General features: G+C 63.4%; 25 protein-coding genes, 1 tRNA gene and 2 pseudogenes. 17 read left to right on the top strand and 11 right to left on the bottom strand.

Features of this window, described 5'->3' with window-relative positions; translation table 11 throughout:
• The first annotated feature begins 38 nt into the window (after positions 1-38).
• From fabZ to lpxB, 4 genes are read left to right on the top strand one after another with little or no spacing between them, the layout of a single operon-like run.
• Positions 39-500, top strand: a complete 462-nt coding sequence (fabZ, locus tag B9A11_RS05720; RefSeq protein WP_058246852.1) for a 3-hydroxyacyl-ACP dehydratase FabZ — start codon at positions 39-41, stop codon at positions 498-500.
• Positions 497-1285, top strand: coding sequence for an acyl-ACP--UDP-N-acetylglucosamine O-acyltransferase (gene lpxA / locus B9A11_RS05715; RefSeq protein WP_058246853.1), 789 nt, complete (start codon positions 497-499; stop codon positions 1283-1285). Before fabZ ends, lpxA begins: the two co-directional genes overlap by 4 nt.
• A 3-nt stretch (positions 1286-1288) precedes the next feature.
• Complete coding sequence (locus tag B9A11_RS05710; protein WP_058246854.1) at positions 1289-2083, top strand: LpxI family protein; 795 nt, start codon at positions 1289-1291, stop codon at positions 2081-2083.
• The gene (gene lpxB, locus B9A11_RS05705) at positions 2080-3243 is read left to right on the top strand and encodes a lipid-A-disaccharide synthase (RefSeq protein WP_058246855.1); all 1164 of its coding nucleotides are present in this window, start codon (positions 2080-2082) and stop codon (positions 3241-3243) included. Before B9A11_RS05710 ends, lpxB begins: the two co-directional genes overlap by 4 nt.
• Here the strand turns inward: lpxB and B9A11_RS05700 are convergent.
• Both B9A11_RS05700 and tkt read right to left on the bottom strand, forming a co-directional pair.
• Positions 3227-4168, bottom strand: a complete 942-nt coding sequence (locus B9A11_RS05700; RefSeq protein ID WP_083499790.1) for a 5'-nucleotidase — start codon at positions 4166-4168, stop codon at positions 3227-3229. The genes lpxB and B9A11_RS05700 overlap by 17 nt on opposite strands.
• 150 nt (positions 4169-4318) lie before the next feature.
• Positions 4319-6337 (bottom strand): transketolase, encoded by a 2019-nt coding sequence (tkt, locus tag B9A11_RS05695; RefSeq protein WP_058246857.1) that lies wholly within the window; start codon positions 6335-6337, stop codon positions 4319-4321.
• 221 nt (positions 6338-6558) lie between these two features.
• Between tkt and B9A11_RS05690 the strand changes: the two genes are divergently transcribed.
• Positions 6559-7470: a hypothetical protein gene (locus B9A11_RS05690; RefSeq protein WP_058246858.1), complete on the top strand. Its 912-nt coding sequence runs from the start codon at positions 6559-6561 to the stop codon at positions 7468-7470.
• A complete protein-coding gene (locus tag B9A11_RS05685) occupies positions 7470-7874 on the top strand; it encodes a cell division protein ZapA (RefSeq protein ID WP_058246859.1) in 405 nt (134 codons plus the stop codon). Before B9A11_RS05690 ends, B9A11_RS05685 begins: the two co-directional genes overlap by 1 nt.
• Before the next feature lie 75 nt (positions 7875-7949).
• Here the strand turns inward: B9A11_RS05685 and grxD are convergent, their stop codons facing one another.
• The 5 genes from grxD to B9A11_RS05665 form a co-directional block, all read right to left on the bottom strand.
• Positions 7950-8312, bottom strand: coding sequence for a Grx4 family monothiol glutaredoxin (grxD, locus tag B9A11_RS05680; RefSeq protein WP_058246860.1), 363 nt, complete (start codon positions 8310-8312; stop codon positions 7950-7952).
• Positions 8305-8451 (bottom strand): hypothetical protein, encoded by a 147-nt coding sequence (locus tag B9A11_RS21365; RefSeq protein WP_159452477.1) that lies wholly within the window; start codon positions 8449-8451, stop codon positions 8305-8307. The genes grxD and B9A11_RS21365 overlap by 8 nt, the downstream gene beginning before the upstream one ends.
• On the bottom strand, positions 8451-8687 hold the full coding sequence (locus B9A11_RS05675) for a BolA/IbaG family iron-sulfur metabolism protein (RefSeq protein WP_058246861.1): 237 nt from the start codon (positions 8685-8687) through the stop codon (positions 8451-8453). Before B9A11_RS05675 ends, B9A11_RS21365 begins: the two co-directional genes overlap by 1 nt.
• 81 nt (positions 8688-8768) lie before the next feature.
• On the bottom strand, positions 8769-9578 hold the full coding sequence (gene xth / locus B9A11_RS05670) for an exodeoxyribonuclease III (RefSeq protein ID WP_058246862.1): 810 nt from the start codon (positions 9576-9578) through the stop codon (positions 8769-8771).
• A 72-nt stretch (positions 9579-9650) separates the two neighbouring features.
• Positions 9651-9974 (bottom strand): HesB/IscA family protein, encoded by a 324-nt coding sequence (locus B9A11_RS05665; protein ID WP_058246863.1) that lies wholly within the window; start codon positions 9972-9974, stop codon positions 9651-9653.
• A 75-nt stretch (positions 9975-10049) separates the two neighbouring features.
• On the opposite strand from B9A11_RS05665, the gene B9A11_RS05660 reads away from it, so the two are divergent.
• The 4 genes from B9A11_RS05660 to B9A11_RS22420 all read left to right on the top strand — a co-directional run bounded on the left by B9A11_RS05660 (position 10050) and on the right by B9A11_RS22420 (position 13955).
• A complete protein-coding gene (locus B9A11_RS05660; RefSeq protein WP_058246864.1) occupies positions 10050-11225 on the top strand; it encodes a deoxyguanosinetriphosphate triphosphohydrolase in 1176 nt (391 codons plus the stop codon).
• A gap of 44 nt (positions 11226-11269) precedes the next feature.
• Positions 11270-11887, top strand: coding sequence for a hypothetical protein (locus tag B9A11_RS05655; RefSeq protein WP_058246865.1), 618 nt, complete (start codon positions 11270-11272; stop codon positions 11885-11887).
• 31 nt (positions 11888-11918) lie between these two features.
• Positions 11919-13742 carry a cation:proton antiporter gene (locus B9A11_RS05650; protein ID WP_058246866.1) on the top strand — a complete coding sequence of 608 codons (1824 nt, stop codon included), beginning with the start codon at positions 11919-11921 and terminating at the stop codon, positions 13740-13742.
• 90 nt (positions 13743-13832) lie between these two features.
• Positions 13833-13955 carry a hypothetical protein gene (locus B9A11_RS22420; RefSeq protein WP_268811225.1) on the top strand — a complete coding sequence of 41 codons (123 nt, stop codon included), beginning with the start codon at positions 13833-13835 and terminating at the stop codon, positions 13953-13955.
• Between the two features lie 98 nt (positions 13956-14053).
• Here B9A11_RS22420 and B9A11_RS05645 read toward each other — a convergent pair whose 3' ends face one another.
• Positions 14054-14551 carry a potassium channel family protein gene (locus tag B9A11_RS05645; RefSeq protein WP_058246867.1) on the bottom strand — a complete coding sequence of 166 codons (498 nt, stop codon included), beginning with the start codon at positions 14549-14551 and terminating at the stop codon, positions 14054-14056.
• A gap of 78 nt (positions 14552-14629) precedes the next feature.
• Here B9A11_RS05645 and argS point away from each other — a divergent pair, with 78 nt between their 5' ends.
• The 7 genes from argS to B9A11_RS05615 all read left to right on the top strand — a co-directional run bounded on the left by argS (position 14630) and on the right by B9A11_RS05615 (position 21594).
• A complete protein-coding gene (argS, locus tag B9A11_RS05640) occupies positions 14630-16369 on the top strand; it encodes an arginine--tRNA ligase (RefSeq protein WP_058247127.1) in 1740 nt (579 codons plus the stop codon).
• Between the two features lie 116 nt (positions 16370-16485).
• Positions 16486-17436 (top strand): SPOR domain-containing protein, encoded by a 951-nt coding sequence (locus tag B9A11_RS22045; protein ID WP_058246868.1) that lies wholly within the window; start codon positions 16486-16488, stop codon positions 17434-17436.
• Positions 17433-18422, top strand: coding sequence for a beta-N-acetylhexosaminidase (gene nagZ, locus B9A11_RS05635; protein WP_058246869.1), 990 nt, complete (start codon positions 17433-17435; stop codon positions 18420-18422). The genes B9A11_RS22045 and nagZ overlap by 4 nt, the downstream gene beginning before the upstream one ends.
• 9 nt (positions 18423-18431) lie before the next feature.
• Positions 18432-19223: a segregation and condensation protein A gene (locus tag B9A11_RS05630; RefSeq protein ID WP_058246870.1), complete on the top strand. Its 792-nt coding sequence runs from the start codon at positions 18432-18434 to the stop codon at positions 19221-19223.
• A complete protein-coding gene (gene scpB / locus B9A11_RS05625) occupies positions 19216-19872 on the top strand; it encodes an SMC-Scp complex subunit ScpB (protein ID WP_058246871.1) in 657 nt (218 codons plus the stop codon). The genes B9A11_RS05630 and scpB overlap by 8 nt, the downstream gene beginning before the upstream one ends.
• 133 nt (positions 19873-20005) lie before the next feature.
• Positions 20006-21340: a GGDEF domain-containing protein gene (locus B9A11_RS05620; RefSeq protein WP_084662781.1), complete on the top strand. Its 1335-nt coding sequence runs from the start codon at positions 20006-20008 to the stop codon at positions 21338-21340.
• Positions 21341-21414: 74 nt separating this feature from the next.
• On the top strand, positions 21415-21594 hold the full coding sequence (locus B9A11_RS05615; protein ID WP_058246873.1) for a hypothetical protein: 180 nt from the start codon (positions 21415-21417) through the stop codon (positions 21592-21594).
• Between the two features lie 24 nt (positions 21595-21618).
• Here B9A11_RS05615 and B9A11_RS05610 read toward each other — a convergent pair.
• The 3 genes and pseudogenes from B9A11_RS05610 to B9A11_RS21360 all read right to left on the bottom strand — a co-directional run.
• A pseudogene (locus B9A11_RS05610) lies at positions 21619-22698 on the bottom strand (2'-deoxycytidine 5'-triphosphate deaminase); the annotation flags it as partial.
• A 134-nt stretch (positions 22699-22832) separates the two neighbouring features.
• Positions 22833-22909, bottom strand: a tRNA-Pro gene (locus B9A11_RS05605).
• A gap of 66 nt (positions 22910-22975) precedes the next feature.
• Positions 22976-23224 (bottom strand): annotated as a pseudogene (locus B9A11_RS21360) (hypothetical protein); the annotation flags it as partial.

Raw genomic sequence — 23224 nt, 5'->3', positions numbered from 1 at the left:
GCTAGGGGTTTGCGCAAGGACAATAAAAGGCCAACGACATGACCGACACGCTGCTGAGCGCCGACATCCAACTGATCCAGCGGATCTTGCCGCACCGCTATCCGTTCCTGCTGGTGGATCGCGTCGAAGAGATCGACAGCTACACCTCGGCGGTCGGCATCAAGAACGTCACCATGAACGAGCCGCATTTTCAGGGCCACTTTCCCGGTCTGCCGATCATGCCCGGCGTGACCATCGTCGAAGCCATGGCCCAGACCGCCGCCGTCATGGTGGGCACCGCGCTGGACATGGCCGACAAGGAAATGAAGGTCTACTTCATGTCCATCGACAAGTGTAAATTCCGCCGCAAGGTTGTCCCCGGCGACCAGCTGCGCATGAAGCTGACCACCGCGCGCGGCAAGCCCGGCGGCAAGGTCTGGAAGTTCACCGGCGTGGCCACCGTCGACGGCGAGATGGCCGCAGAGGCGGAATTCACCGCGATGATGGACCTGCCCGCGTGAGCGAGACGGTGATCCACCCCTCGGCCGTGATCGAGGACGGCGCGCAGATTGGGCAGGGCGTCCAGATCGGTGCTTTCTGCCATATCGGCCCCGAGGTTGTGCTGCACGACCGCGTCACGCTGCAAAGCCACGTGGTGGTGCAGGGCCGGACCGAGATCGGCGAGGACACGCTGGTGCATTCCTTCGCGGTGCTCGGCGGCATCCCGCAGGACCTCAAGTTCAAGGGCGAAGCCTCGCGTCTTGTGATCGGCCAGCGCAACCGCATCCGCGAACACGTCACCATGAACACCGGCACCGAAGGCGGCGGCGGCATCACCCGCGTCGGCAACGACGGGCTGTTTATGGCGGGCTGCCACGTGGCGCACGACTGCCAAGTGGGCAACAACGTCATCGTGGTGAACAACGCCGCGCTGGCGGGCCATTGCATCATCGAGGATGAGGTCATCATCGGCGGTCTGTCCGGCGTGCACCAATGGGTGCGCATCGGGCGCGGCGCAATCATTGGCGCGGTGACCATGGTGACCAACGACGTGATCCCGCATGGTCTGGTGCAGGCCCCGCGCGGCAAGCTGGACGGGCTCAACCTTGTGGGCTTGAAACGGCGCGGCGTGGACCGTTCGGACATCACGGCCCTTCGCGCGGCCTTCCAGATGCTGGCGCAGGGCGAAGGCGCATTCCAGGACCGTGCGCGGCGACTGGGCGATGAGACCTCTAGCGACTATGTGCGCGAAATCGTTGAGTTTATCCTTGGCGAGACCGATCGTTCCTTCCTCACGCCGGGCTAAGACATGCTGGCACTGATCGCAGGCACCGGAGAGTTGCCGCGCGCCGTGGTGCGCGCGCTGCCCCAGCGGCCTTTGATCTGTGCGCTGGAAACCAGCCCGCCGGATTTTGTCACCGCCGACCGGCTGTTCCGGCTGGAACATCTAGGAAGCCTGCTGCGCTGGCTGCGCGCCCAAGGGGTGACGCAGATTTGCATGTGCGGGGCGGTCTCTCGTCCCGACATTCGCTGGCAAAGCCTTGATCTGTCGACGGTTTTCCTGCTGCCAAGTATCCTTCGGGCGCTGCGCCGGGGTGACGATGGCGCGCTGCGGATCGTGATCGGCATCCTCGAAGGGGCGGGCTTTGACGTGCTGGCAGCCCACGAGGCCGTTCCGGCGCTGCTGCTGCCCGAAGGCATCGCCACCCGCACCGCACCGGGCGGAGAGATCGCCGCGCTTGCACGGCTTGGGGATCGGGTCAGCGCTGAACAGGCGCGCGAAGACTTGGGGCAGGCTTGCGTGATCCGCGACGGGCAGGTCCTCGCTCGCGAGACCGACAGCGGCACCGACAAGATGCTGGGCGGGTTGCCCTTTGGCACGGCGCTTGGCGGGGTGCTGTACAAGGCTCCGAAACCCGGTCAGGACCGCCGCGCCGACCTGCCGGTTATCGGCCCGCAAACCGCCGCGCGCTGCGCCGAGGCGGGACTCAAAGGCATCATCATCGAAGCCGGGGGCGTCATGGTTCTGGACCAGACCGACGTGATCCGCCGCCTCGACGCCGAAGGCATGTTTCTCTGGGTCCGCGAAAGGCCAAGCCCATGAAGGTGTTTGTGACCGCCGGTGAGGCCTCTGGCGACAAGCTGGGCGCGGCCCTGATGATCGGCCTGCGCGAGCTGCGTGGTGACGTGGAATTTACCGGCATCGGCGGCGAGCGGATGATCGGGCAGGGGCTGGACAGCCTGTTCCCGATGGATGAGATCAGCATCATGGGAATTGGCGAAATCCTCAAGGAATACCGCCACTTAAAGGCGCGCATTCGGCAGACGGCGGACGCCATTCTGGCGCAGCGCCCCGACGTGGTGGTGACCATCGACCTGCCGGAGTTTTCCTTGCGGGTGGCGCGCTTGGTCAAGGCCGTGGCCCCCGAGATCAAGATCGTGCACTACGTCGCGCCGACCGTCTGGGCGTGGCGTCCGGGGCGCGCGGAAAAGATGCGCGGGCTGGTGGATAAGGTCTTGGCCCTGTTGCCGTTTGAACCCGAATACATGCAGCGCGCCGGGGTGCCGTGTGACTTTGTCGGGCATCCCGTGGTGCTGGACCCGGTGGCCTCGGACGCCGAGGCCGAAGCCTTTCGCGCCGCCCAAGGTATCACGGGCGAGATGGCGCTGGTCTTGCCGGGGTCTCGGCGGTCGGAAATCGCGCGGCTCTTGCCGATTTTCCAGGAGGTGGCCGAGCGGTTGGTGCATGAGCGCCCCGGTTTGGAGCTGGTGATCCCCGCGGCGTCGAACGTCGCCCCGGCAGTGCGAGAGGCGGTGTCGCGCTGGCCAGAGCGGATCGCGGTGCGGGTGATCGACCCGCGCGAAGACCCCACCGGCGCGATCAAACGCGCGGCCTTCAAGGCGGCGGATGTGGCCTTGGCGGCGTCTGGCACGGTGTCGCTGGAGCTGGCGGCGGTGGGCACGCCCATGGTGATCGCCTACGACATGAGCTGGCTGTCGCGGCAGATCATCGGGCGGATGCTGCTGGTGGACACGGTGACCTTGGTGAACCTCGTCAGCGAGACGCGCGCGGTGCCCGAGTACATCGGCAAGGACTGCAAACCCTCCGAGATCTCCAAGGCGGTCTGCGCGGTGCTGGACGCGCCGGGCGCGCAGCGCGCGGCGATGGACCTGACCATGGAGCGGCTTGGCCGCGGCGGCGAAGCCCCGGGCCTGCGCGCGGCGCGGGCGGTTTTGGCGTTAAATTTCACTTCGAAGGAATGACAGGGTTGTTGTCATCATGAGGACCAGGAACATGGCCTGCCGGCACAAAGACGGCAGCCCCGTCCACGTGTTTTTTCTGATCGTCGAAAAATATATGTGCGCCCATAGCACGTAGAATCGGGGCCTTGTCATTAGGCCCGACAAAGTGAGCCTCGTCCGCAGGTGTCCCCCAAGCTCTAAGAGTGTAGACTACTCGCTCGTGAGCTGGAGCATTTCGAGCTGTAACCAGTCCAATTCTAACTTTGCTTACGCCTGGCGAAACAATATGTGCGCTTCGAAGCATTGATAGCTTGATCAAGAAGTTTTGGAATGGACCGGCCTGCATAGGGTTCTGCGCATTCTCTTTCTCATGTTCGAAAAATGCTTCAAGACCTTTTTTCTTGTAAATTTCGTCAGATTCGGCGCTAAAAACAACAGCATCTCCGTCGAAAACAATTCTTACTTCATCTGTGGTTTCATCGTAGTTAGCGTGGACAGGTGGTTTGACAAGAGTTGCTGCCGCAGCACCTGCAAGGGCAGAGGCTTGTACGTCCGCGACTTCGCTAGATAGAAATAAATCTATTCCCCAAGCAGGCAAATATGGTGCAAGGGAGCGGCCGCTAGTAAAACTCCCAACTTTAATCGGAAGTTCGTAGTGAAGAATGGATTTAAACGCTCGCAAAGAAAGGTCAGGAGAGTTTCGAGACATTAGAACAACTTCAACCATAGGGTTTTGTTCTGACGCATTAAGGCCCAACAGTCGCTCGACAACTTGAAACCCCGACCCTTTTTTAAGAATTTGATCTTCCCGTTCTCTCTGCATTTTAACATAGGCTTCTACTCCTTGTTCTTCGAAGACTATGTGCTCCTCCTCTAGGTCAAAAAGAGCGCGAGTGGATATGCCAATTCGGAGTGGGTTTGAGGTCAAGTCAGCTACGTTTTTCATATTTTTGTCTCTGATTATGTGAAATCTATCTACTATTCAGGGTAATATCTTGATTTACAGTACGCTAGGCGAAAGTGGACTGATGATCATGTAAAAAGCCCCCGTCCATCGCTGGCGGGGGCTTTGGTTTTTTATTGTGGTGGCAGAGGCTTAGAGCAGCTCTTTGACCTTGGCGGCCACGGCTTCGGCGGTGATGCCGAACTTTTCATACAGCGTTTCTGCCGGGGCGGAGGCGCCGAAGCCTTCCATGCCGACAAAGCCAGATTTCTTGGCCGAGCCGCGCTCGCCGCAGAGCCATTTGTCCCAGCCAAAGCGCAAGCCAGCCTCAACCGCGACGCGCACAGGACCCGCGGGCGGCAGGATGCGGCGGCGGTAGCTTTCGTCCTGCTGCTCGAACAGCTCCCAGCAGGGCATGGACACAACGCGGGTGCCGATGCCTTCGGCTTGCAGCAGGTCACGCGCCTTGAGGGCGATTTCGACCTCGGAGCCGGTGGCCAGCAGGATCGCCTGACGCTTGCCTTCGGCTTCGGCCAGCACGTAAGCGCCTTTTTCCACGAGGTTCGCGGTCTTGTGCTCGGTGCGGACGGTGGGCAGGTTCTGGCGGGTCAGCGACATCACCGAGGGCGTGCCGGTTTGGCGCAGGGCAATTTCCCACGCTTCGGCGGTTTCCACGGCATCCGCAGGGCGGAAGACCAGCGTGTTCGGCGTGGCGCGCGAGATGGCCACGTGTTCCACCGGCTGGTGGGTCGGGCCGTCTTCGCCAAGGCCAATCGAGTCGTGGGTCATCACGAAGACGGTCGGGGTCTTCATCAGAGCGGCCAGACGCATGGACGGGCGCGCGTAATCGGTGAAGGCCATGAAGGTGCCGCCGTAGGGGCGCACACCGCCGTGCAGGCTCATGCCGTTCATCGCAGCGGCCATGCCGTGCTCGCGGATGCCCCAGAAGACATAGCGGCCCTTGCGGTTGTCCACGTCAAAGACGCCCATGTCGCCGGTCTTGGTGTTGTTGGAGCCGGTCAGGTCCGCCGAGCCGCCGCAGGTTTCGGGCATGATCGGGTTGATGACTTCCAGCGCCATTTCCGACGCCTTGCGGGTCGCGACGGACGGTTTGGTTTCCGACAGCTGCTTTTTCAGCGCCTTGACAGTGGCGGACAGCTTTTTCGGGGCTTCGCCAGCCATGGTGCGGGCGAATTCCTTTTGGCGGCTTTCCGACTGGGCGGCCAGACGCTCTTCCCACTCGGCGCGATCTGCTGCGCCGCGCGAACCTGCCGCTTCCCACCAGGATTTGACGTCAGCGGGGACGTCGAACTCGCCAGCGGTCCAGCCCCAGTTGGCTTTGGCCTCGACGGCTTGCTCGGCGTTGGTCAGCGCGCCGTGCCCCTTGGAGGTGTCCTGCGCGGCATGGCCCAGGGCGATGTGCGTCTTGCAGGCGATCATCGACGGCTTGCCCGCCTTCTTCGCGGCGGTGATGGCGGCATCGATTTCCGCCGGGTTGTGACCGTCGATTTCCTGCACGTGCCAGCCGGACGCCTTAAAGCGCGCCACCTGGTCGGTGCGGTCGGACAGGGACACCTTGCCGTCGATGGTGATGTCGTTGTTGTCCCACAGGACGATCAGCTTGGACAGCTCATAGCGGCCCGCCAGCGCGATTGCCTCTTGGGACACGCCTTCCATCAGGCAGCCGTCGCCAGCGATCACATAGGTGTAGTGGTCAACCAGTTTCTTGCCGAAACGGCCGCGCAGCATTTCCTCGGCCATGGCGAAACCGACCGAGTTGGAAATGCCCTGACCCAGCGGACCGGTGGTGGTTTCCACGGCCTTGAGCAAGAAGTTTTCCGGGTGACCGGCGGTTTTCGCGCCCCACTGGCGGAAGTTCTTGATCTCGTCCAGCGTCACTTCGGGATCGCCGCAGAGATACAGCAGCGCGTAGATCAGCATGGAGCCGTGGCCGGCAGACAGGATAAAGCGGTCGCGGTCGTGCCACTCGGGGTTTTTCGCGTCGAACTTGAGGTGGTTGCCGAAGAGCACGGTGGCGACGTCTGCCATGCCGATGGGCATACCGGTGTGGCCCGAGTTTGCCTTGGCCACGGCGTCCAGCGCCAGCGCGCGGATCGCGGTCGCGCGCATCCAGTGATCGGGATTGCTGTTGCGAAGTTCTTGGATGTCCACCAGAACGCTCCTTCGGTCTAAGGGGTTTTGCGCTGAATATCAGGGTTCCCGCAGAAGGCAAGCATGGGCTTTCGTTAGCGCTGTCAAAACGCATGAACAGTGCCGAGTAAGGCATTGGAACTTATGGGGGCGCATTTTAACTTTGCAGTTGTTAAACTTTGGCCAAACGAAGCGGGGGCGATTCGCCATCAGAGGCTTCGGAACAGGCATAAGGGGGCAGTATGACCCAAATAGATGATTTGCAAAGCCGGATTGCGCGGGCGCTGGACCGGATTGCCCAAGGGGTAGACGGGCTTGGCGTCGTGCCCGAAACCGTGGACGCAGAGCCCGAGGTTGCGGAAGCCCAGGCGGACGTACAGGCGACGGTGGACCAGGCGGTCGAGGCCGCGCTTGCCAATGCCGCCGAAGAACAGGCCAAGGCGATTGAGGCCGCGCGCCTTGAAGCGGATCTTGAAAAGAACGCCGCCGTGTCCGCCGCCGCCAGCGCCAACGCCGAGCTGGACGACCTGCGCGAAAAGATGGCCGCGCTTCAGGCCGAGATGACCGATCTGGCCAATGCCGCCGCGGCCAGCGCCATCGAGGACTACAAAGAGGCCAAGGCACAGCCCGCCCCCGCGCCAGAGCCCGAAGTCGCCGCCGACCCCGAGCCGGAGATCGAGGTCGAGCCGGAGGTCGAAGCCGAACCTGAAACGGACGAGGCCGCCACGCCAGAGGCGGACGAGTGGGGCGAAGCCGCCCGCGAAGAGATCACCCGCCTGACCGAGCTTTACGAAGACGAAAAGATGGCCAACGCCCAGCTCGAGGAACGCCTGCGCGTGCTCAAGGCCCGCATGAAAGACTGGGAAGACAACGCCGCCGCCGTCGCGCCCTCTGGCCCTGATCTGGCAGAGCTGGAGGCAGGCTTGCACAGCCTGCGAGAGGCGAACGCCGCGCTCGAGGCCAGCAATGCGTCGCTGCGCGAGGCCAACGCCCTTGGGCTGGCCGATGCCGTCCTGATCAACCAGGCGATGGCCGCCGAGATCGAAAGCCTGCGCGCCGCCCGTGCCGCCGATGCCGCCGAGGCCAAGGCGCTGCTGGGCGCAATCGAGCCGCTGGTCGCCGAGGCCGCAACCGCGAACGAAGGGGCCGTGTGATGGCGCAGATCGAACTTGAAATCAAAATCGGAACCCGCAGCTTCGAGGTCGCCTGCCAAGAGGGTGAAGAACAGTATTTGTTGTCTGCGGCCAAGCTGTTAGACGCCGAAGCTCAGGTCTTGGTCGAGCAGATTGGCCGGATGCCCGAGGCACGGATGCTGCTGATGTCGGGCCTGATGCTGGCCGACAAGACCGCGGGCCTAGAGGATCGCGTGCGCGAGGCCGAGGACAAGATCGCCGCGCTCCAAGCCGAGCTCACCGAGCTGCAAGAGCGCCCTGCGCCCGAACCCGAACAGGTCGAGGTGCCGCGCATCCCGGCGGATGTGACCGACGCCCTGGCCGAACTCGCCGCCCGCGCCGAAACCATCGCCGAAACCGTGGACGAAAAGCTGCGCGCGGGCTAGGCCCCGCCGCCTTCCAAACCCAAACAAAAACGCCCCCGGAAAACCGAGGGCGTCCAAGCATTGCTGCCAAACAGATCAGGCGTTTGCTTCGCGGATCTTGTTCGCCGCTTCCTTGTCGTAGGCCACGCCGTTGTCTTCGAACAGGGTGTCCAACTCGCCCGACAGGGTCATCTCGGTGATGATGTCACAGCCGCCGACGAACTCGCCTTTGACATAAAGCTGCGGGATGGTCGGCCAGTCCGAGTATACCTTGATGCCTTCGCGGATTTCCGGGTCTTCGAGAACGTTCACATCGGCGAAATCCACGCCCATGTAGTTCAACACGCCTGCAACGCGGCTGGAAAAACCGCACTGGGGCATGGACTTGGTGCCCTTCATGTACAGAACCACGTCGTTGGCTTTGATCGTCTCGTCGATGCGCGTGCTTGCGTCAGTCATCGTGTTGCTCCTGAGCTTGGCGCCGGCGGCGCTCTTGTCTGATATAGGGGGTCAGGGCGCCATAGGTGATCGCGCCCACAAGGGCCAATGCAAAGAACATCGGCCAGGTATTGCTGAGAAAGGCCAGCAAGGCGTCCATCAATCGGGGGCCTTGGTGGTCAGCGCCAGCGCGTGCAATTCGGCAGACGCGCCGTCCATCTTGCCCTTGAGCGCGGCATAAACGGCGCGCTGCTGCTGAACGCGGTTCTTGCCGCGAAAGCTTTCGTCCACAACCATCGCGGACATGTGCACGCCGTCGCTGCCTTCTACGACGATCTTTGCATCCGGAAAGGTCTCACGAAGCAGATCCTCGATTTCCTGCGCGTGCATGGGCATGATGTGCGTCTCCGCTATATGTTGAGTCTTTAGCTATAGAATTAATGCGCGAGGCGAGGCGGTGCAAGGTGCCGCGCGCGTTTAGGCGTTCAGCTCGATCCAGACCGGCACGTGATCGGACGGCTTTTCGCGGGCGCGGATGTCCTTGTCGATCTGGCAATCGCTCAGCAGGTCAGCGGCCTGCGGCGTCAGCAGGAAATGGTCGATGCGGATGCCGTTGTTGCGCTGCCACGCGCCCGCCTGATAATCCCAAAAGCTGTAATGGCCGGGGCCTTGGGTGCGGGCGCGGAACGCCTCGGTAAAGCCAAGGTTCAGGATGCGGCGAAAGGCGTCGCGGCTTTGCGGCAGGAACAGCGCATCCTTGCGCCAGCTGTCGGGTTTGGCGGCGTCCTCGGCCTGCGGAATGATGTTATAGTCCCCAGCCATCAGCGCGGGCATCTCATCGGCCAGAAGCTCCTGCGCGCGGGCATGAAGCCGGTCCATCCAGTCGAGTTTATAGCCGTATTTTCCGTCGCGGATCGGCTGGCCCGCGTCGTCAAACTCCACCGGGTTGCCGTTGGGCAGGTACAGCCCGCACAGCCGCACCGCGTGTGTCTCGCCCACAACCGTCGCCTCGATCCAGCGGGCTTGCTCGTCGCTGTCATCGCCGGGCAGGCCGCGGCGCACGTCCTCTAGGGGCAGCTTGGACAGGATCGCCACGCCGTTAAAGCTTTTCTGCCCGTGGGTCTCGACGTTATAGCCGCGCTCTTCGAACAGCTCGCGCGGGAACGCCTCATCCACCGACTTGATCTCTTGCAGCAGCGCCACGTCGGGCTGCGCCTCGTCGAGCCAATCGCCAAGCGCGTTCACCCGCGCCTTGATGCCGTTGATGTTGAATGTCGCGATCTTCATGGGGCCCTCCGGCTTGGCCTACCCAAACCAAGGCGCGCCGCCGGGGTCAAGCCCCGCACCGCCGAATAAAGGTCAGATCGAAAAGGACGTCCCACAGCCGCAAGACGAGGTCGCGTTGGGGTTGTCGATCACGAACCGCGCGCCGATCAGCTCGTCGGTGAAATCAATCACCGCGCCCGCCAGAAAGGGCAGGGACACCGGGTCGACCACCACCTTTTGATCGCCCTCGGCCAGCACCAGATCATCGGCGGCCGGCTCATCAAGCGAAATGTCATACTGAAACCCGGAACAGCCGCCGCCCTCGACGGCGACGCGCAGCGCCTTGCCCTCGGCCCCTGCGCCGATCTCTGTCAGGCGCTCAAAGGCGCGGCTGGTGACTTTGGGCGGTAATTGCATTGCAATCCTCTAGGTTTAACTCTGCTCGCGGCGGTAATATAAGCGGCCCAAAGACAGGCGACAAGGAGCGCGGCGATGCGCAAGGTTTATTCGTGTGACCCCGATACGGCCCGCGGCAGGCTGTTCCCCGAGGAAGAAAGCGCCTTTCGGTCGTGTTTCCAACGGGATCGCGACCGGATCATCCATTGTTCCGCCTTTCGCCGCCTGAAACACAAGACGCAGGTTTTTGTCGAACATGAGGGCGATTTTTACCGCACCCGCCTGACGCACAGCATCGAGGTGGCGCAGGTGGCGCGCACGATTGCCGGGGCCTTGGGCTTGAACATCGACCTGACCGAAGCCGTCGCGCTGGCGCATGATCTGGGCCACACGCCGTTCGGTCATACGGGCGAGGATGCGCTGGACGAGCTGATGCAGCCCTATGGCGGCTTTGACCACAACGCGCAGACGGTGCGGATCGTGACCGCGTTGGAGCGTCACTACGCCGAGTTCGACGGGCTGAACCTGACGTGGGACACGCTCGAAGGGATCGCCAAGCACAACGGCCCGGTGGAGGGTCCGATCCCCTATGCGTTGGCCGAATGCAACGCGCAGATCGACCTTGAACTGCACACCCACGCCAGCGCCGAGGCGCAGGTGGCCGCATTGGCGGACGATGTGGCCTACAACAACCACGACCTGCACGACGGCTTGCGCGCGGGGCTGTTCACCGAAGGGGACATCGCGCATTTGCCCATTGTCTCAGAGGCTTACGCCGAGGTGGACCGCCTGTACCCCGACACCGACGCCTACCGCCGTCGCCACGAAGCCTTGCGCCGCGTCTTTGGGGCCATGGTTAGCGATCTGATCGACACCTCGCGGGCAAACCTCAAAGGGTCCGGCGCAAGCTCGGCGCAGGACATCCGAGAGCTGGGCCGTCCCGTGATCGCCTTCTCGCCTGAGATGTGGGCGAAACTGCACGAAATCCGCGATTTCCTGTTCAAGAACATGTACCGCGCCCCGTCGGTCATGGCGCAGCGCGCCCGCGTCACCGAAGCGCTCAAAGAGCTGTTCCCGATCTACATGAACGACCCGCGTTTGCTCCCGCAGCGCTGGCAGGACCAAGAGGAAACCCTGCACGACGAGGCCGAGATCGCCCGCCTCGTGGCTGATTACATCGCCGGAATGACCGACCGCTACGCGCTGCAACAGCACGCGCGGCTGACCGGGACGGATGTTTTGCGCGACGTTGCCAAAAGCGTGCTTTCCTGACGCAAGGTAAAGTGGCATAGTGCGCACAAGTTAGAGGTGTGCATATGTTCGGTGTTTCGCGTTTTTATGGCAAGACGGCGGTGATCGCCGGGGCTGAGCACCCGCTTGGGGCATCGGTGTGCGAGCGTCTGGCGCAGTTCGGCGCGGCGGTGGTGGCCATGGGGCGGGATCAAGACGCGCTGCTGGCGGTTGCTCGCAAAGCGCCGGGGCAGATCGACACCTTGGCGCTGCCCAAGGTGGGCCACACGCTGGAGGTGCTGAAATCCTCTTGGCTGGCGACGCCGCTGCATGTCTACATCGACCTCCTGCCGCTGTCCGAGCGTAGCGCGTTTGACCAAAGCGCGGGGCTGGCGGCGGCTTTGCGTATGGGGCTGCGGATTGGCAAGGGCCGGGCGGTGATCGCTCTGCCCTATGACAAGCGGCCCGACGCTTTGCCCGCCGAGGTGCAAGCGCGCTTTGCAGGCTACAGCGCCATGGTCGAGCAGTTCGCAAAGGATGCGCAGCCAGCACGCGTCATGGGTCTTGGCCTGCCCGCCGATCCGTTCCCTTGGGACACCATCAGCGCCGTTTCCGCGGGCGATAGCGTGCTTGCCCTGTGCCATGATGTCTCGCGTGGGTTGAAAACCGGTAGTTTTCTCGACTGGGTCCCCGAGCCGCACTAGGTTCTGCCAGAGCTGTTTGGAAAGGACGAAAATGGCCGTACAAGGGACAACGGGGCTGGACCCGGTTTTGGCATTTGCGCTGGTGGGCGCGTTGGGCGTGGGGAGCCAGTGGCTCGCGTGGCGGTTGCGTCTGCCTGCGATTGTGCTGATGCTGGCGGCGGGGTTGATCGTTGGTCCCGGCCTTGGGGTGCTGGACCCCGGCGATCAGTTTGGCGCGATGTTGCAACCGATGATCGCCATCGCCGTCGCGATCATCCTGTTCGAAGGCGGCCTGACGCTGAACCTGCGGTCGTTGTCCGATGCGGCGGTGGGCGTGCGGCGGCTGGTGGTGATCGGCGCGCCGCTGGGCTGGCTGGCCTCTGCCAGCGCCTTGCATTTCGTGGCGGGCCTCAGCTGGGAGGCCTCGGCGGTCTTTGGCGGCATTATGATCGTCACCGGCCCGACGGTGATCGCGCCCCTGCTGCGCCAGGCCAAACTGTCGAAACGCCCCGCAGCGCTCTTGCAATGGGAAGCCATCGTCAACGACCCCGTGGGCGCTCTGGCCGCCGTTCTGGCGTTCGAAGTCGTCGTGGTTCTGCAAACGGCCACCGGGGTGGGGCACGCGATCCAGACGCTGGCCATCGGCATCCTGTTTGCGGGCGCGGTGGGGCTGGCCGCCGGTTGGGCCTTGGTCAAGGCGTTCCGGGGCGGCTATGTGCCTGAATACATGAAGGTTCCGGTGCTGTTTGTGCTGCTGCTGGCGGTGTTTGCCATCACCGACAGTGTCCTGCACGAAAGCGGCCTTTTGGCGGTGACCGTCATGGGCCTGTGGATCGCCAACGCCGAGCTGCCCAGCTTTACCGAACTGCGCCGTTTCAAGGAACAGGCGACCGTGCTGCTGGTGTCGGGCGTGTTCATCCTGCTGGCCGCGAACATGAGCATGGCGACGCTGGGCACGCTGGACTGGCGGGCGCTGGCCTTTGTGATGGCGGTGGTCTTGGTGGCGCGGCCTTTGCCGGTGCTGATCGCCCTGTGGTTTTCCAACATCTCGTGGAAGGAACGGGCGCTGGTGGCCATGACCGGCCCGCGCGGCGTGGTCTTGGTCGCAGTTGCTGGCCTGTTCGGGGAACGGCTGGTCGAGCTGGGCATCGAGGACGCCGACCGCATCGCGCCGCTTGCCTTTGCGCTGGTGGCGGCGACGGTGGTGCTGCACGGCTTTACCCTGACGCCGCTGGCGCGCGCGCTGGGGTTGACGGCGGCGACCAAACCGGGAGTGCTGATCCTTGGCGGGTCGCGCTGGTCGGTGGGCCTTGCCGAAGCGTTCAAGAAGATGGAGCTGCCGGTGCTGATCGCCGACCCGAACCACGCCCATCTGCGCGCCGCGCGCGAGGCGGGGATCGAGACCTTTTTCGGCGACATCCTGTCCGAAGTGGCCGAGCACCGTCTTGACGCGGCGGCCTTTGAAAAGATGATCTGCGCCACCGACAACGACGCCTACAACACGCTGGTCGCCACCGACATCGCGCCAGAGTTTGGCCGCGAGAACGTCTATCAGGTGAAACGCGTGCGCCAGACCTCTTCGCGGCACGCGCTGCCCGCGACCTTGGGCGGGCGCAAGATTGGCGGCGACGAGACGTATTTCGAGGCCAACGCCCGCCTTGCCGAAGGCTGGGAGTTCCGCGTCACCCGCCTGTCCGAAGAGTTCACGCTGGACGACTGGCGCACGCAGCACCCCGAGGCGATCCCGGTGGCGGACCTTGGCCCCAACGGCACGCTGCGTCTGCTGGGCCCGGACGAGACGCCCAAGGATGCCACCGGCACGCAGATCGTCTCCATGACCCCGGCGCGCAAGGAACGTCTGGAGGGGCAGGCTTAATTGTCTGACATTTGAACGACGCTGCGTGCGGATTAATTGGACAGAAACCTCTGTGATGCCTATATTGGGCCCAAGCAACAGGAGCATTCCGTGACCGAGCATGACAAAAAGACGCTGACGTCCTTTGTGGACCTGTCCGATCGGCTGATGCCTTGGGTGGCGGCGGCGGGCCTTGGGCTGCTGGTGGTGATCACCGTATCGCGACTGGTCTAACCTCTGCGAAATTGCTTTCAAAAGGCGCTGCCCCGACCGGGTGGCGCCTTTTGCGTTTGTGCCATGCCTGGCCGCGTTCTGGGGCCTTCAGGCGGGTTTCACGGCGGCAAAGACCGCGCCGACCAAGGCCGCCAAATGCAGGTTGCCGATGACCGCCTCGATGGCGGCCAGCGTTTTGGTGATCGGCGTGGCGGGGACATGTCGCCATAGCCCAGCGTCGAAAACGTCACGGTCGAGAAATACAGCATGTCGCCGCCGCTGGCGGACACCTCGTCAGGATTCAGTCCAAAGATGTGGAACGCAAAGGCAAAGGTTGACACGAACAGCACCGCCGAAAGCAGCACCAGCCCGATGAACGGCAAGACCGGCAGGTCCGTGCCGCCGCCGTTCATCGCCCGCAGCAGGCTTTTGCACAGGTACCACGCGAACAGCCACAGCGCGATGGCCAGCAAAAACACTGCCGCGCCGTTCGAGATCAGCGGCGCAGCGGCTTGGGGTGGTGGGCTGTCCTTGGGCAGGGCAAAGCGCACCGCCAGTATGCCGCCAACCGCAAACCCCGCGACAAGACAGGTCAGACACAGTAAAAGGACAATCATTCGCACCTCTGCGGCGGGGCCGGGAATTGACCCCATTAGCCAGCGTGATACAGGAGGCGTCAACTTGTGGAGCACAACATGAACCTCTTTTCCGATATCCGCGCGCTGGTGCTGGCCTCGATTGAAACCCTGCAAGCCGAGGGCGCGCTGCCCGAGGGCTTGAACCTTGACCCCGTCACCACAGAGCCGCCGCGCGATCCGGCGCATGGCGACATGGCGACCAACGCCGCGATGGTGCTGGCCAAACCAGCCAAGCAAAAGCCCCGCGACATTGCCGAAGCGCTGGCCGCCAAGCTGGCGGACGATCCGCGTATCGCCAGCGCCGAGGTCGCCGGTCCCGGTTTCCTCAACCTGCGTCTTGCGCCCAGCGTCTGGCAGGCTCTGCCCGCCGCGATCCTGAAATCCGGCACCGACTATGGCCGCTCGGACATGGGCAAGGGCGTGCGCGTCAACGTCGAATACGTCAGCGCCAACCCCACCGGCCCGATGCACGTGGGCCACGCGCGCGGCGCGATTGTGGGCGATGCCATGGCCTCTCTGCTCGCTTATGCGGGCTACGACGTGACCCGCGAATACTACATCAACGACGGCGGCGCGCAGGTCGATGTGCTCGCGCGGTCTGTCTACCTGCGCTACCTTGAGGCGCACGGCCAAGAGGTCGAGTTCGCCGACGGCACCTATCCGGGGGACTACCTTGTCCCGGTTGGTCAAGCGCTCAAGGACAAGGTGGGCGATGCGTACCTCGACAAGGGCGAGCAGTTCTGGCTGGCCGAAGTGCGCGAATTTGCCACCGACGCCATGATGGACCTGATCCGCGACGATCTGGCGGCGCTTGGCGTGCACATGGACCACTTCTTTAGCGAGAAATCCCTATACGGCACGGGCAAGATCGAAGCGGCCATTGACAGCCTGCGTGACAAGGGCTTGATCTATCGCGGTGTGCTGGAGCCGCCCAAGGGCAAAAAGCCCGAAGACTGGGAGCCGCGCGAACAGACGCTGTTCAAGTCGACCGAGCACGGCGACGACGTGGACCGCCCGATCATGAAATCGGACGGCTCGTGGACCTATTTCGCGCCGGACATCGCCTATCACTACGACAAGGTGCAGCGCGGGTTCGACATGTTGATCGACATCTTTGGCGCCGACCACGGTGGCTATGTCAAACGCATGAAAGCCGCCGTCAGCGCGCTGTCGGGGGGCGAAGTGCCGCTGGACATCAAGCTGATCCAGCTGGTCAAGCTGTTCAAGAACGGCGAGCCGTTCAAGATGTCCAAGCGGGCAGGGACCTTTGTCACCTTGCGCGATCTGGTCGATATGGTCGGCGCGGACGTGGCGCGGTTCCACATGCTGACGCGCAAATCCGACGCGGCGCTGGATTTCGACTTTGACAAGGTGGTCGAGCAGTCCAAGGAAAACCCGGTGTTCTACGTGCAATACGCCCACGCGCGGATCTGCTCGGTGCTGCGCAAGGCGACCGAAGCGGGCGTGAATGTTACCGACGAGACGCTGGCCAGCGTGACGCCGGACCTGTCGCACCCCGCCGAGGTGGCCTTGGCCGCCAAGCTGGCCGAATGGCCGCGTCTGGTGGAAACCGCCGCCCGCACCCACGAGCCGCACCGCGTGGCCACCTACCTGTCGGAGCTGGCCGCAGACCTGCATGGGCTGTGGAACCGCGGCAACGATGAGCCGGGTTTGCGCTTTGTTCAGGATGACTCTGCTGCAACACAGGCAAAAATTGCGCTCGCGCGGGCCACAGCAGTTGTGATTTCTGCCGGTCTTGGTATTCTTGGCGTGACCCCGGTCGAAGAAATGCGCTGACAAAGGCGCCTCTTCCGGGGTTGGACAGGCAAACGGCGCGAGGTAATCTTCGCGCCCACACACCCAAGAGCAGACCATCTGGATGGCACGTATCATCCGGAGGACAAGAGGCAGACATGGCTGATTACTCCTATGACGGGGCCTACCGGGCCCAAGCGCCGCGTTCCGGCGCATCGCTTGCAAACTGGGCCGGGGCGGCTGTGTCGCTGGCCCTGGTCGCGGGTGTTGGCGTCTGGGGCTATGGCGTGATGGCGCGGGACGTGTCCGGCGTGCCGATTGTGCAGGCTATGTCCGGCCCCATGCGCGTGGCGCCCACCGATCCCGGCGGCCATCTGGCCGATCACCAGGGGCTGGCGGTCAATGCCGTTGCAGGCAGCGGCGCGGCCGAAGCGCCCGCCGACCGTTTGATCTTGGCCCCGCGTCCTGCTGGCTTGGGCGAGGATGACGTGGCGCTTGGCGCGATCATCCCACAAGCGCCTGCGCCGATGCAGGCCTCGCTGGCCGACAACGCCAAAGTGGTCGCGCTGACCGCCCCCGAGATTGCCGAGGACGATCCCATTCAGGCGCTCGCCAACCAATTGGCCGCAGGCGCTGCGCCGCTGGCCCCCTTGGACGCCGAGAGCGCCGAGGTGGTGACCGCCCTCAATGACACCGTGGCCGAGCCTGAGGCGGCCAAGCCCGCCTACACCGGCCCCGGCCTGACCCATTCGCTGCGGCCCGTCGTGCGCCCCACCGGGCTGCGCACCGCTTCGCTTGCGCCGGTCCCGGTGGCTGCCGCTGCCAGCACGCAAGAGCTCGACGCAGGCAGTTTGCCCGCGGGCACGCGTCTGGTGCAGATCGGTGCCTTTGACAGCCCCGAGACCGCCCGCGCCGAATGGCAACGGCTGGAGGTCCGCTTTGGCGATTACCTCGACGGGAAAAACCGTGTGATCCAAAAGGCGTCGTCCGGGGGGCGCGTGTTCTACCGCCTGCGCGCCGAAGGCTTTGCCGACCTCAGCGACGCGCGCCGTTTCTGCGCCGCCTTTGTTGCGCAAAACGTCGACTGCATCCCGGTGGTGTCGCGGTGACGGCTTTTGGCGCGGCCATCCTTGGCTGCGAGGGGCTGACGCTGACAAAGGCCGAGCAGGGCTTTTTCGCTGGGGCGCACCCGTTTGGCTTTATCCTGTTCAACCGTAATCTAGAGAGCGCCGCGCAGATCCGCGCGCTGTGCGCTGACCTGCGGTCGGCTGTGGGCTGGGACGCGCCGATTTTCATCGACCAGGAAGGGGGGCGCGTGCAGCGCCTGCGCCCGCCGCTGGCGACCGAGTGGTTGCCGCCGCTAGAGGACGTCGCGCGCTATGGGGCGCAGGCCGCAAGGGCGATGGAACTGCGGTTCCTCATTACCTCGCTCGAGCTGTGCGCGCTGGGGATCGACGGCAATTGCGTGCCGACTCTGGACATTGCGCGTGATGAGACGCACGCCGTTTTGCGCAACCGCTGCTACGGCGAAACCCTTGAGAGTGTTGTGGAAATGGGCCGCGCCGTGGTGCGCGGGTGCCAGCGTGGCGGCGTGCTGCCGGTGATGAAGCATATGCCGGGGCATGGGCTTGGGACGCTGGACAGCCATCTGGAATTGCCGCGCGTTGCCACAGATCGCGAGACTTTGGACACGCGCGATTTCGCGGCCTTTGCGGCCTTCGCCGATCTGCCTCTTGGCATGTCCGCGCATCTGGTGTTCGAGCAGATCGACCCGCGCCCGGCGACGATTTCCCCGGTGATGATCGAGGTGATCCGCAAGCAAATCGGCTTTCAGGGTCTGCTCATGACCGACGACATCTCCATGCAGGCACTGTCTGGCACCGTGGCGGAACGCGGCGCTGCGGCTCTGGCGGCGGGCTGCGATCTGGTGCTGCATTGCAATGGCGACCTAGAGGAGATGCGCGCTTTGATGGGCCGCGTGGGCCGCTTGTCGGACCCGGCCCAAGGGCGCGCGTCCGCCGCGCTGGCCACCCGCACCGCGCCTGAAAATCTTGACATTTGTGCGCTAAGGACAGAGTTAGACGCTTTGATCTAAAGCGCGCTCATGGACGATCCACAAACCAGCCTTCCCTTGTCCGTCACCGACCGTCTCGCCGCCGAGGCGCTGGTTGTTGACGTCGACGGGTTCGAAGGCCCGCTGGACCTGCTGCTGAACATGGCGCGCACGCAAAAGGTGGATCTGCGCAAGGTCTCGATCCTTGGGCTGGCGCGCCAATACCTTGCTTTTGTTGAAAAAGCCAAGGCGCTGCGGATTGAACTGGCCGCCGATTACCTCGTGATGGCCGCTTGGCTGGCCTTTCTGAAATCTCGGCTTTTGCTGCCGCCGGACCCCACCGAAGACGGCCCCTCGGGCGAGGAACTGGCGGCGCATCTGGCCTTTCAACTGGAACGCCTGCACGCCATGCGCGAAGCTGCCGCCAAGCTGATGGCGCGGGACCGGCTGGGGCGCGATTTCTTTGCCCGCGGTCTGCCCGAGGAAATGCAGCGCGTGCGCAAGGTGCGCTACACCGCGACGCTGGTGGACCTGATGAAGGCCTATTCGCGCATCCGCACCCGCGACGAATTCCGGCCCTTTGTCATGGACCGCGACAAGGTCTTTACCATGGAAGAGGCGCTGGACCGGATGCGCGGGATGATCGGCTTTGCCGGGCAATGGACCGACATCCAAAGCTATCTGCCCGACGGATGGGAGGACGACCCGGTCAAGTGGCGCTCTGCCACGGCGGCGACCTTTGCGGCCTCGTTGGAGCTGGTCAAAGAGGGAAAGGCCGTCCTGAAACAAGAAGCCACCTTTGCGCCGATCCTGTTGCGCCGCACGGAGAGAGACCATGAGTGACACCGATCCGCAGACCGAAACGCTGTTTGCCGCGCCGCCCATCGCCGAGCAGGAACGCATGGTCGAGGCGATCCTCTTTGCATCGAGCGAGCCGGTTACCGTTAAGGAATTGAACGACCGGATGCCGCACGGCGCGGATGCGGCGGAAGCATTGGTTTACCTTCGTAAACGCTACGAGGGGCGCGGCGTTAACGTGGTTAAGATCGGCGACGCCTGGGCGCTCCGCACGGCGCCAGATTTAAGCTTTCTTATGCAACGTGAGACTGTAGAGCAGCGCAAATTGTCGCGTGCGGCGATAGAAACCTTGGCGATTATTGCCTACCACCAGCCCGTCACCCGCGCCGAAATCGAGGAAATTCGCGGCGTTTCGGTGTCGCGCGGCACGGTGGATCAGCTGCTGGAAATGGAGTGGATCCGCTTTGGCCGCCGCAGGATGACGCCGGGGCGGCCCGTAACTTTCGTTGTAACTCAAGGGTTTCTGGATCACTTTGGTCTGGAAAGCGCGCGCGACCTGCCGGGGCTGGCCGAACTGCGCGCCGCCGGATTGCTGGAAAGCCGTCCGGGATTGTTTGGCGGCGAACGCGCCGACGAGGATGCCGAGCACGAGGACGACATCAACCAAGGGCAGACCGAGCTGTTCGAGGACTGAGGATATTAACGCTTTTTATACTTTTTGATGGTTAATATCCGTTAAACACAGAAGGTATGTTGCGTTGGTTCTCCACTCCTCCCGTTACGTGGCCCGTAAAAAAGATACGTGGTCGGAGGTGCCTTCACTGAACGTGCGCAGCATACTGCGCCGGGCAAACGGGTTGCGCTCTGGCGCTTTGGTTTTCGCCACGGCAATGATTGGCGCGATCTTAACGGATTATTTGTTCGGTTGGCAGGCGGAATTGCTTGCCGACTATGGCGCGCCGCGCACCAACCCCATGACGCTCTTGGCGTTGATCTGCGCGGTGGTCACCACGTGGAAGCAGCGCCCAATGGCGCGGGTGCGCGGGGCTGAGCGGGGGTTGTGGTTGGTCGTGATGGCCTTGGCCATGGCGCATCCATTCTCCGAAGCGTTGAGCGCGGCGATTTGGCCAACACACCCTATGGGGCGGTTTGGCTGGAATTCTGCGCTGACGCTGTTTCTGATCGGCTTGGCGCATCTTTTGCGCTATCTCGACCGCAGTTATGGTCTGATCGCGGCAATGATCGCCCTGTTTGTCCCGCTGGTGGCGTTGAACGGCTATATCTCTGGTGTGACGGATTTTTTCGGCGCGATGTCCCTGACGACCCTGGCGGTACAGCTGCCGTTGGCCCTGGCCAATTTGCTGTGTTTCGCGCGTCACCCGATGCTCAAGGGGATGCTGCGCGACTCGGTGGCCGGCGGGCTGATGCGTCGACAGCTGCAACTGAGCATCGCTTTGTTCCTGCTGATACCGCTGACGCTCCGGCCTGAACTGTCGCAGATGCGCAGAATGTTTCCTCTGATCAATACGATGGAAATCACGTTTATGCTGGGGATGGGGCTGTACTTTGGCGCGCGGCTGACCCGCTTGCTGGATACCGAGCGGCAGATCAAAACCAACCTTTTGACAGACCTGACGCTGGACCCGCTGACCGGGGCGGCTACGCGCAAACGGGCGGTGAATAGCTTTTTGCGGTTGGATGTGCACCAGCCGGCGGGTGTGATCCTGTGCGACATTGATCACTTTAAACGGGTGAACGACATGTTGGGCCATAACGCCGGGGATGATGCGCTAAAGGCCGTGGTCAAAGCGTTGCGAAGCGAGCTGCGCGTCACCGATGTATTGGCGCGCTGGGGCGGCGAAGAGTTCCTGATCATTGCCAAGATTCCAGATGCCAAAGCTTTGGAAACCCTGACAGAGCGGCTGCGCACCGTCGTTCATCGGGTCGATGTTCCGGGGCTCGAAGAGGGGCACATCACCTGTTCTTACGGCGCGATCATGCTGGATACGCCCACCGGGTGGGATTTGCGCGATTGCGTCGCCATGGCCGATGACGCGCTGTACCAGGCCAAGAGCCAAGGGCGCGATCGCGTGGTGATTGCCGAATATGTGCCCGCGGCGGTTTTGGTCGATCAACCCGAAGAGCGCTTGGCGCGTGCCTGAAAATCGCCCGATTTCGTGGTTAATACTGCTGATGTGAGCCAATTAGGTCCAAAACATCACCAAAGGGTAGAGCCATGAATGTGAACCAAATCCTGACGATGATCTTTCGGATGGTCCTGCGGCGGGTCATCAACAAGGGTCTGAACGCCGGTTTGAACCGCGTGACCAAGGGGCAGGGCGCGGGCGAGGCCGCCGAGCAGTTGCGCGCCGCCCGCCGTGCCGCGCGGATCGCACAGCGCAGCGCGCGGTTTTAACGTCTGCGCCGGGGCGCGCCCAGGTCAGCTGGCGAAATGCTTGGAGAGCTTGAGCCCCTGACCCTGATAGTTCGAGGCAATCCCCGCGCCATACAGCTGCGCCGGGATTTCCGACATGCGCTCATACACCAGACGGCCCACGGTTTGCCCGTGTTCCAGCACAAAGGGCGCCTCGTGACAGCGCACCTCCAGCACGCCGCGCGCGCCGGTGCCGCCCGCTGCCGCATGGCCGAAACCGGGGTCGAAAAAGCCCGCGTAATGCACGCGGAATTCGCCCACCATCGCCAAATAAGGCGCCATTTCAGCAGCATAGCCGGGGGGGATGTGCACCGCCTCGCGGCTGACCAAGATGTAGAACGCGCCGGGATCAAGGATCAGGCGACCCTTGTCGGTGCGCAGCGCGTCCCAGAACTCTGACGGGTTATACGCCCCGATCCGGTCCAGATCGATCACCCCGGTGTGCGGCTTGGCGCGATAGCCGACCAGCCCGCCTTGCCCCGGCTCCAGATCAACGGAAAAGCCCAAACCTTCGCCGATCACCGGCTCGCCGCCACTGACGAGGGTTTCGGCCTCATGCAGGTCGCGCAGCTCGGCGTCGGTTAGCACCGCGCGCCCTCGGCGAAAGCGGATCTGGTTGAGGCGCATCCCCGGCCGCACCAGCACCGAGAACGAGCGCGGGCAAATCTCGGCGTAGAGCATCCCGGTGTAGCCGCGCGCGATGCGGTCGAATTCGACGCCGCCATCGGTGATCACCCGCGTCAGCAGGTCCAGCCGCCCGGTCGAGCTTTTGGCATTGGCGATCGCCTGAATGTCGTCCGGCAGTGCCAGCGCCTCCATCAGGGGGACGACGTAGACGCAGCCTTTTTCCAGCACCGCGCCGCCCGCCAGATCAATGCGGTGCATTTCAAACTCGTCGATCCGCTGCGCCACGCTTTGCCCATGGCCCGCCAAAAAGGACGCGCGCACGCGGTAGGCGACGGTGCCCAGCCGCAAATCGAGGCTGGCCGGTTGGATTTGCCCATCCACGAACGGCACATCGGCGGATACCGCGCCGGTGGCGATCAGGCTTTCGATCTGCTGGCTGGCCAGAACCCCGGTCATGCGCCTCTCCCTTTTTGCGTTTAGCTGTCCTTAACAAGTCGCGTGGATGGGGGAAAGATGCCAAGGGCGTAGAACGCACGCCCAGAAAGCACAAAACCCCGCCACGAGGGCAGGGTTTGTGTACAAGTCGGAGATTTTGGTCGGGCTAGCAGGACTCGAACCTGCGACCTTCCGTCCCCCAGACGGACGCGCTACCAGGCTGCGCCATAGCCCGACTTGTGAGGCAGGTATTTACTGGATTTTGCGGCAGGCACAACACCTAAATCGCGAAGTTTGCCGTTTATTTTTGCGCCTCGTCAGACAGGCGGTTGGCCAGCTCGCGCAAGGCATCCAGGTGCGCCGATAGCGCCTGGGCCTGCGGCGGCGTCAGGTGGTTGATCTGGCTCAGACGGGTGAGAATCCCGGTCGATTGCGGCGCGGGGTGCGCGCTGGTGGGCACGTCGAAAAGACCGATTGCCCCGCCGTCCAATTCCAGCGTTGCTTTCTCAGGCTCAGGCTCAGGCTCAGGCTCAGGCTCAGGCTCAGGCTC

The organism is Tropicibacter naphthalenivorans (assembly GCF_900176475.1).
GTDB lineage: Bacteria > Pseudomonadota > Alphaproteobacteria > Rhodobacterales > Rhodobacteraceae > Tropicibacter > Tropicibacter naphthalenivorans.
The sequence above is the reverse complement of the archived record's forward strand: the minus strand, read 5'-3'. Positions and strand labels throughout refer to the sequence as shown.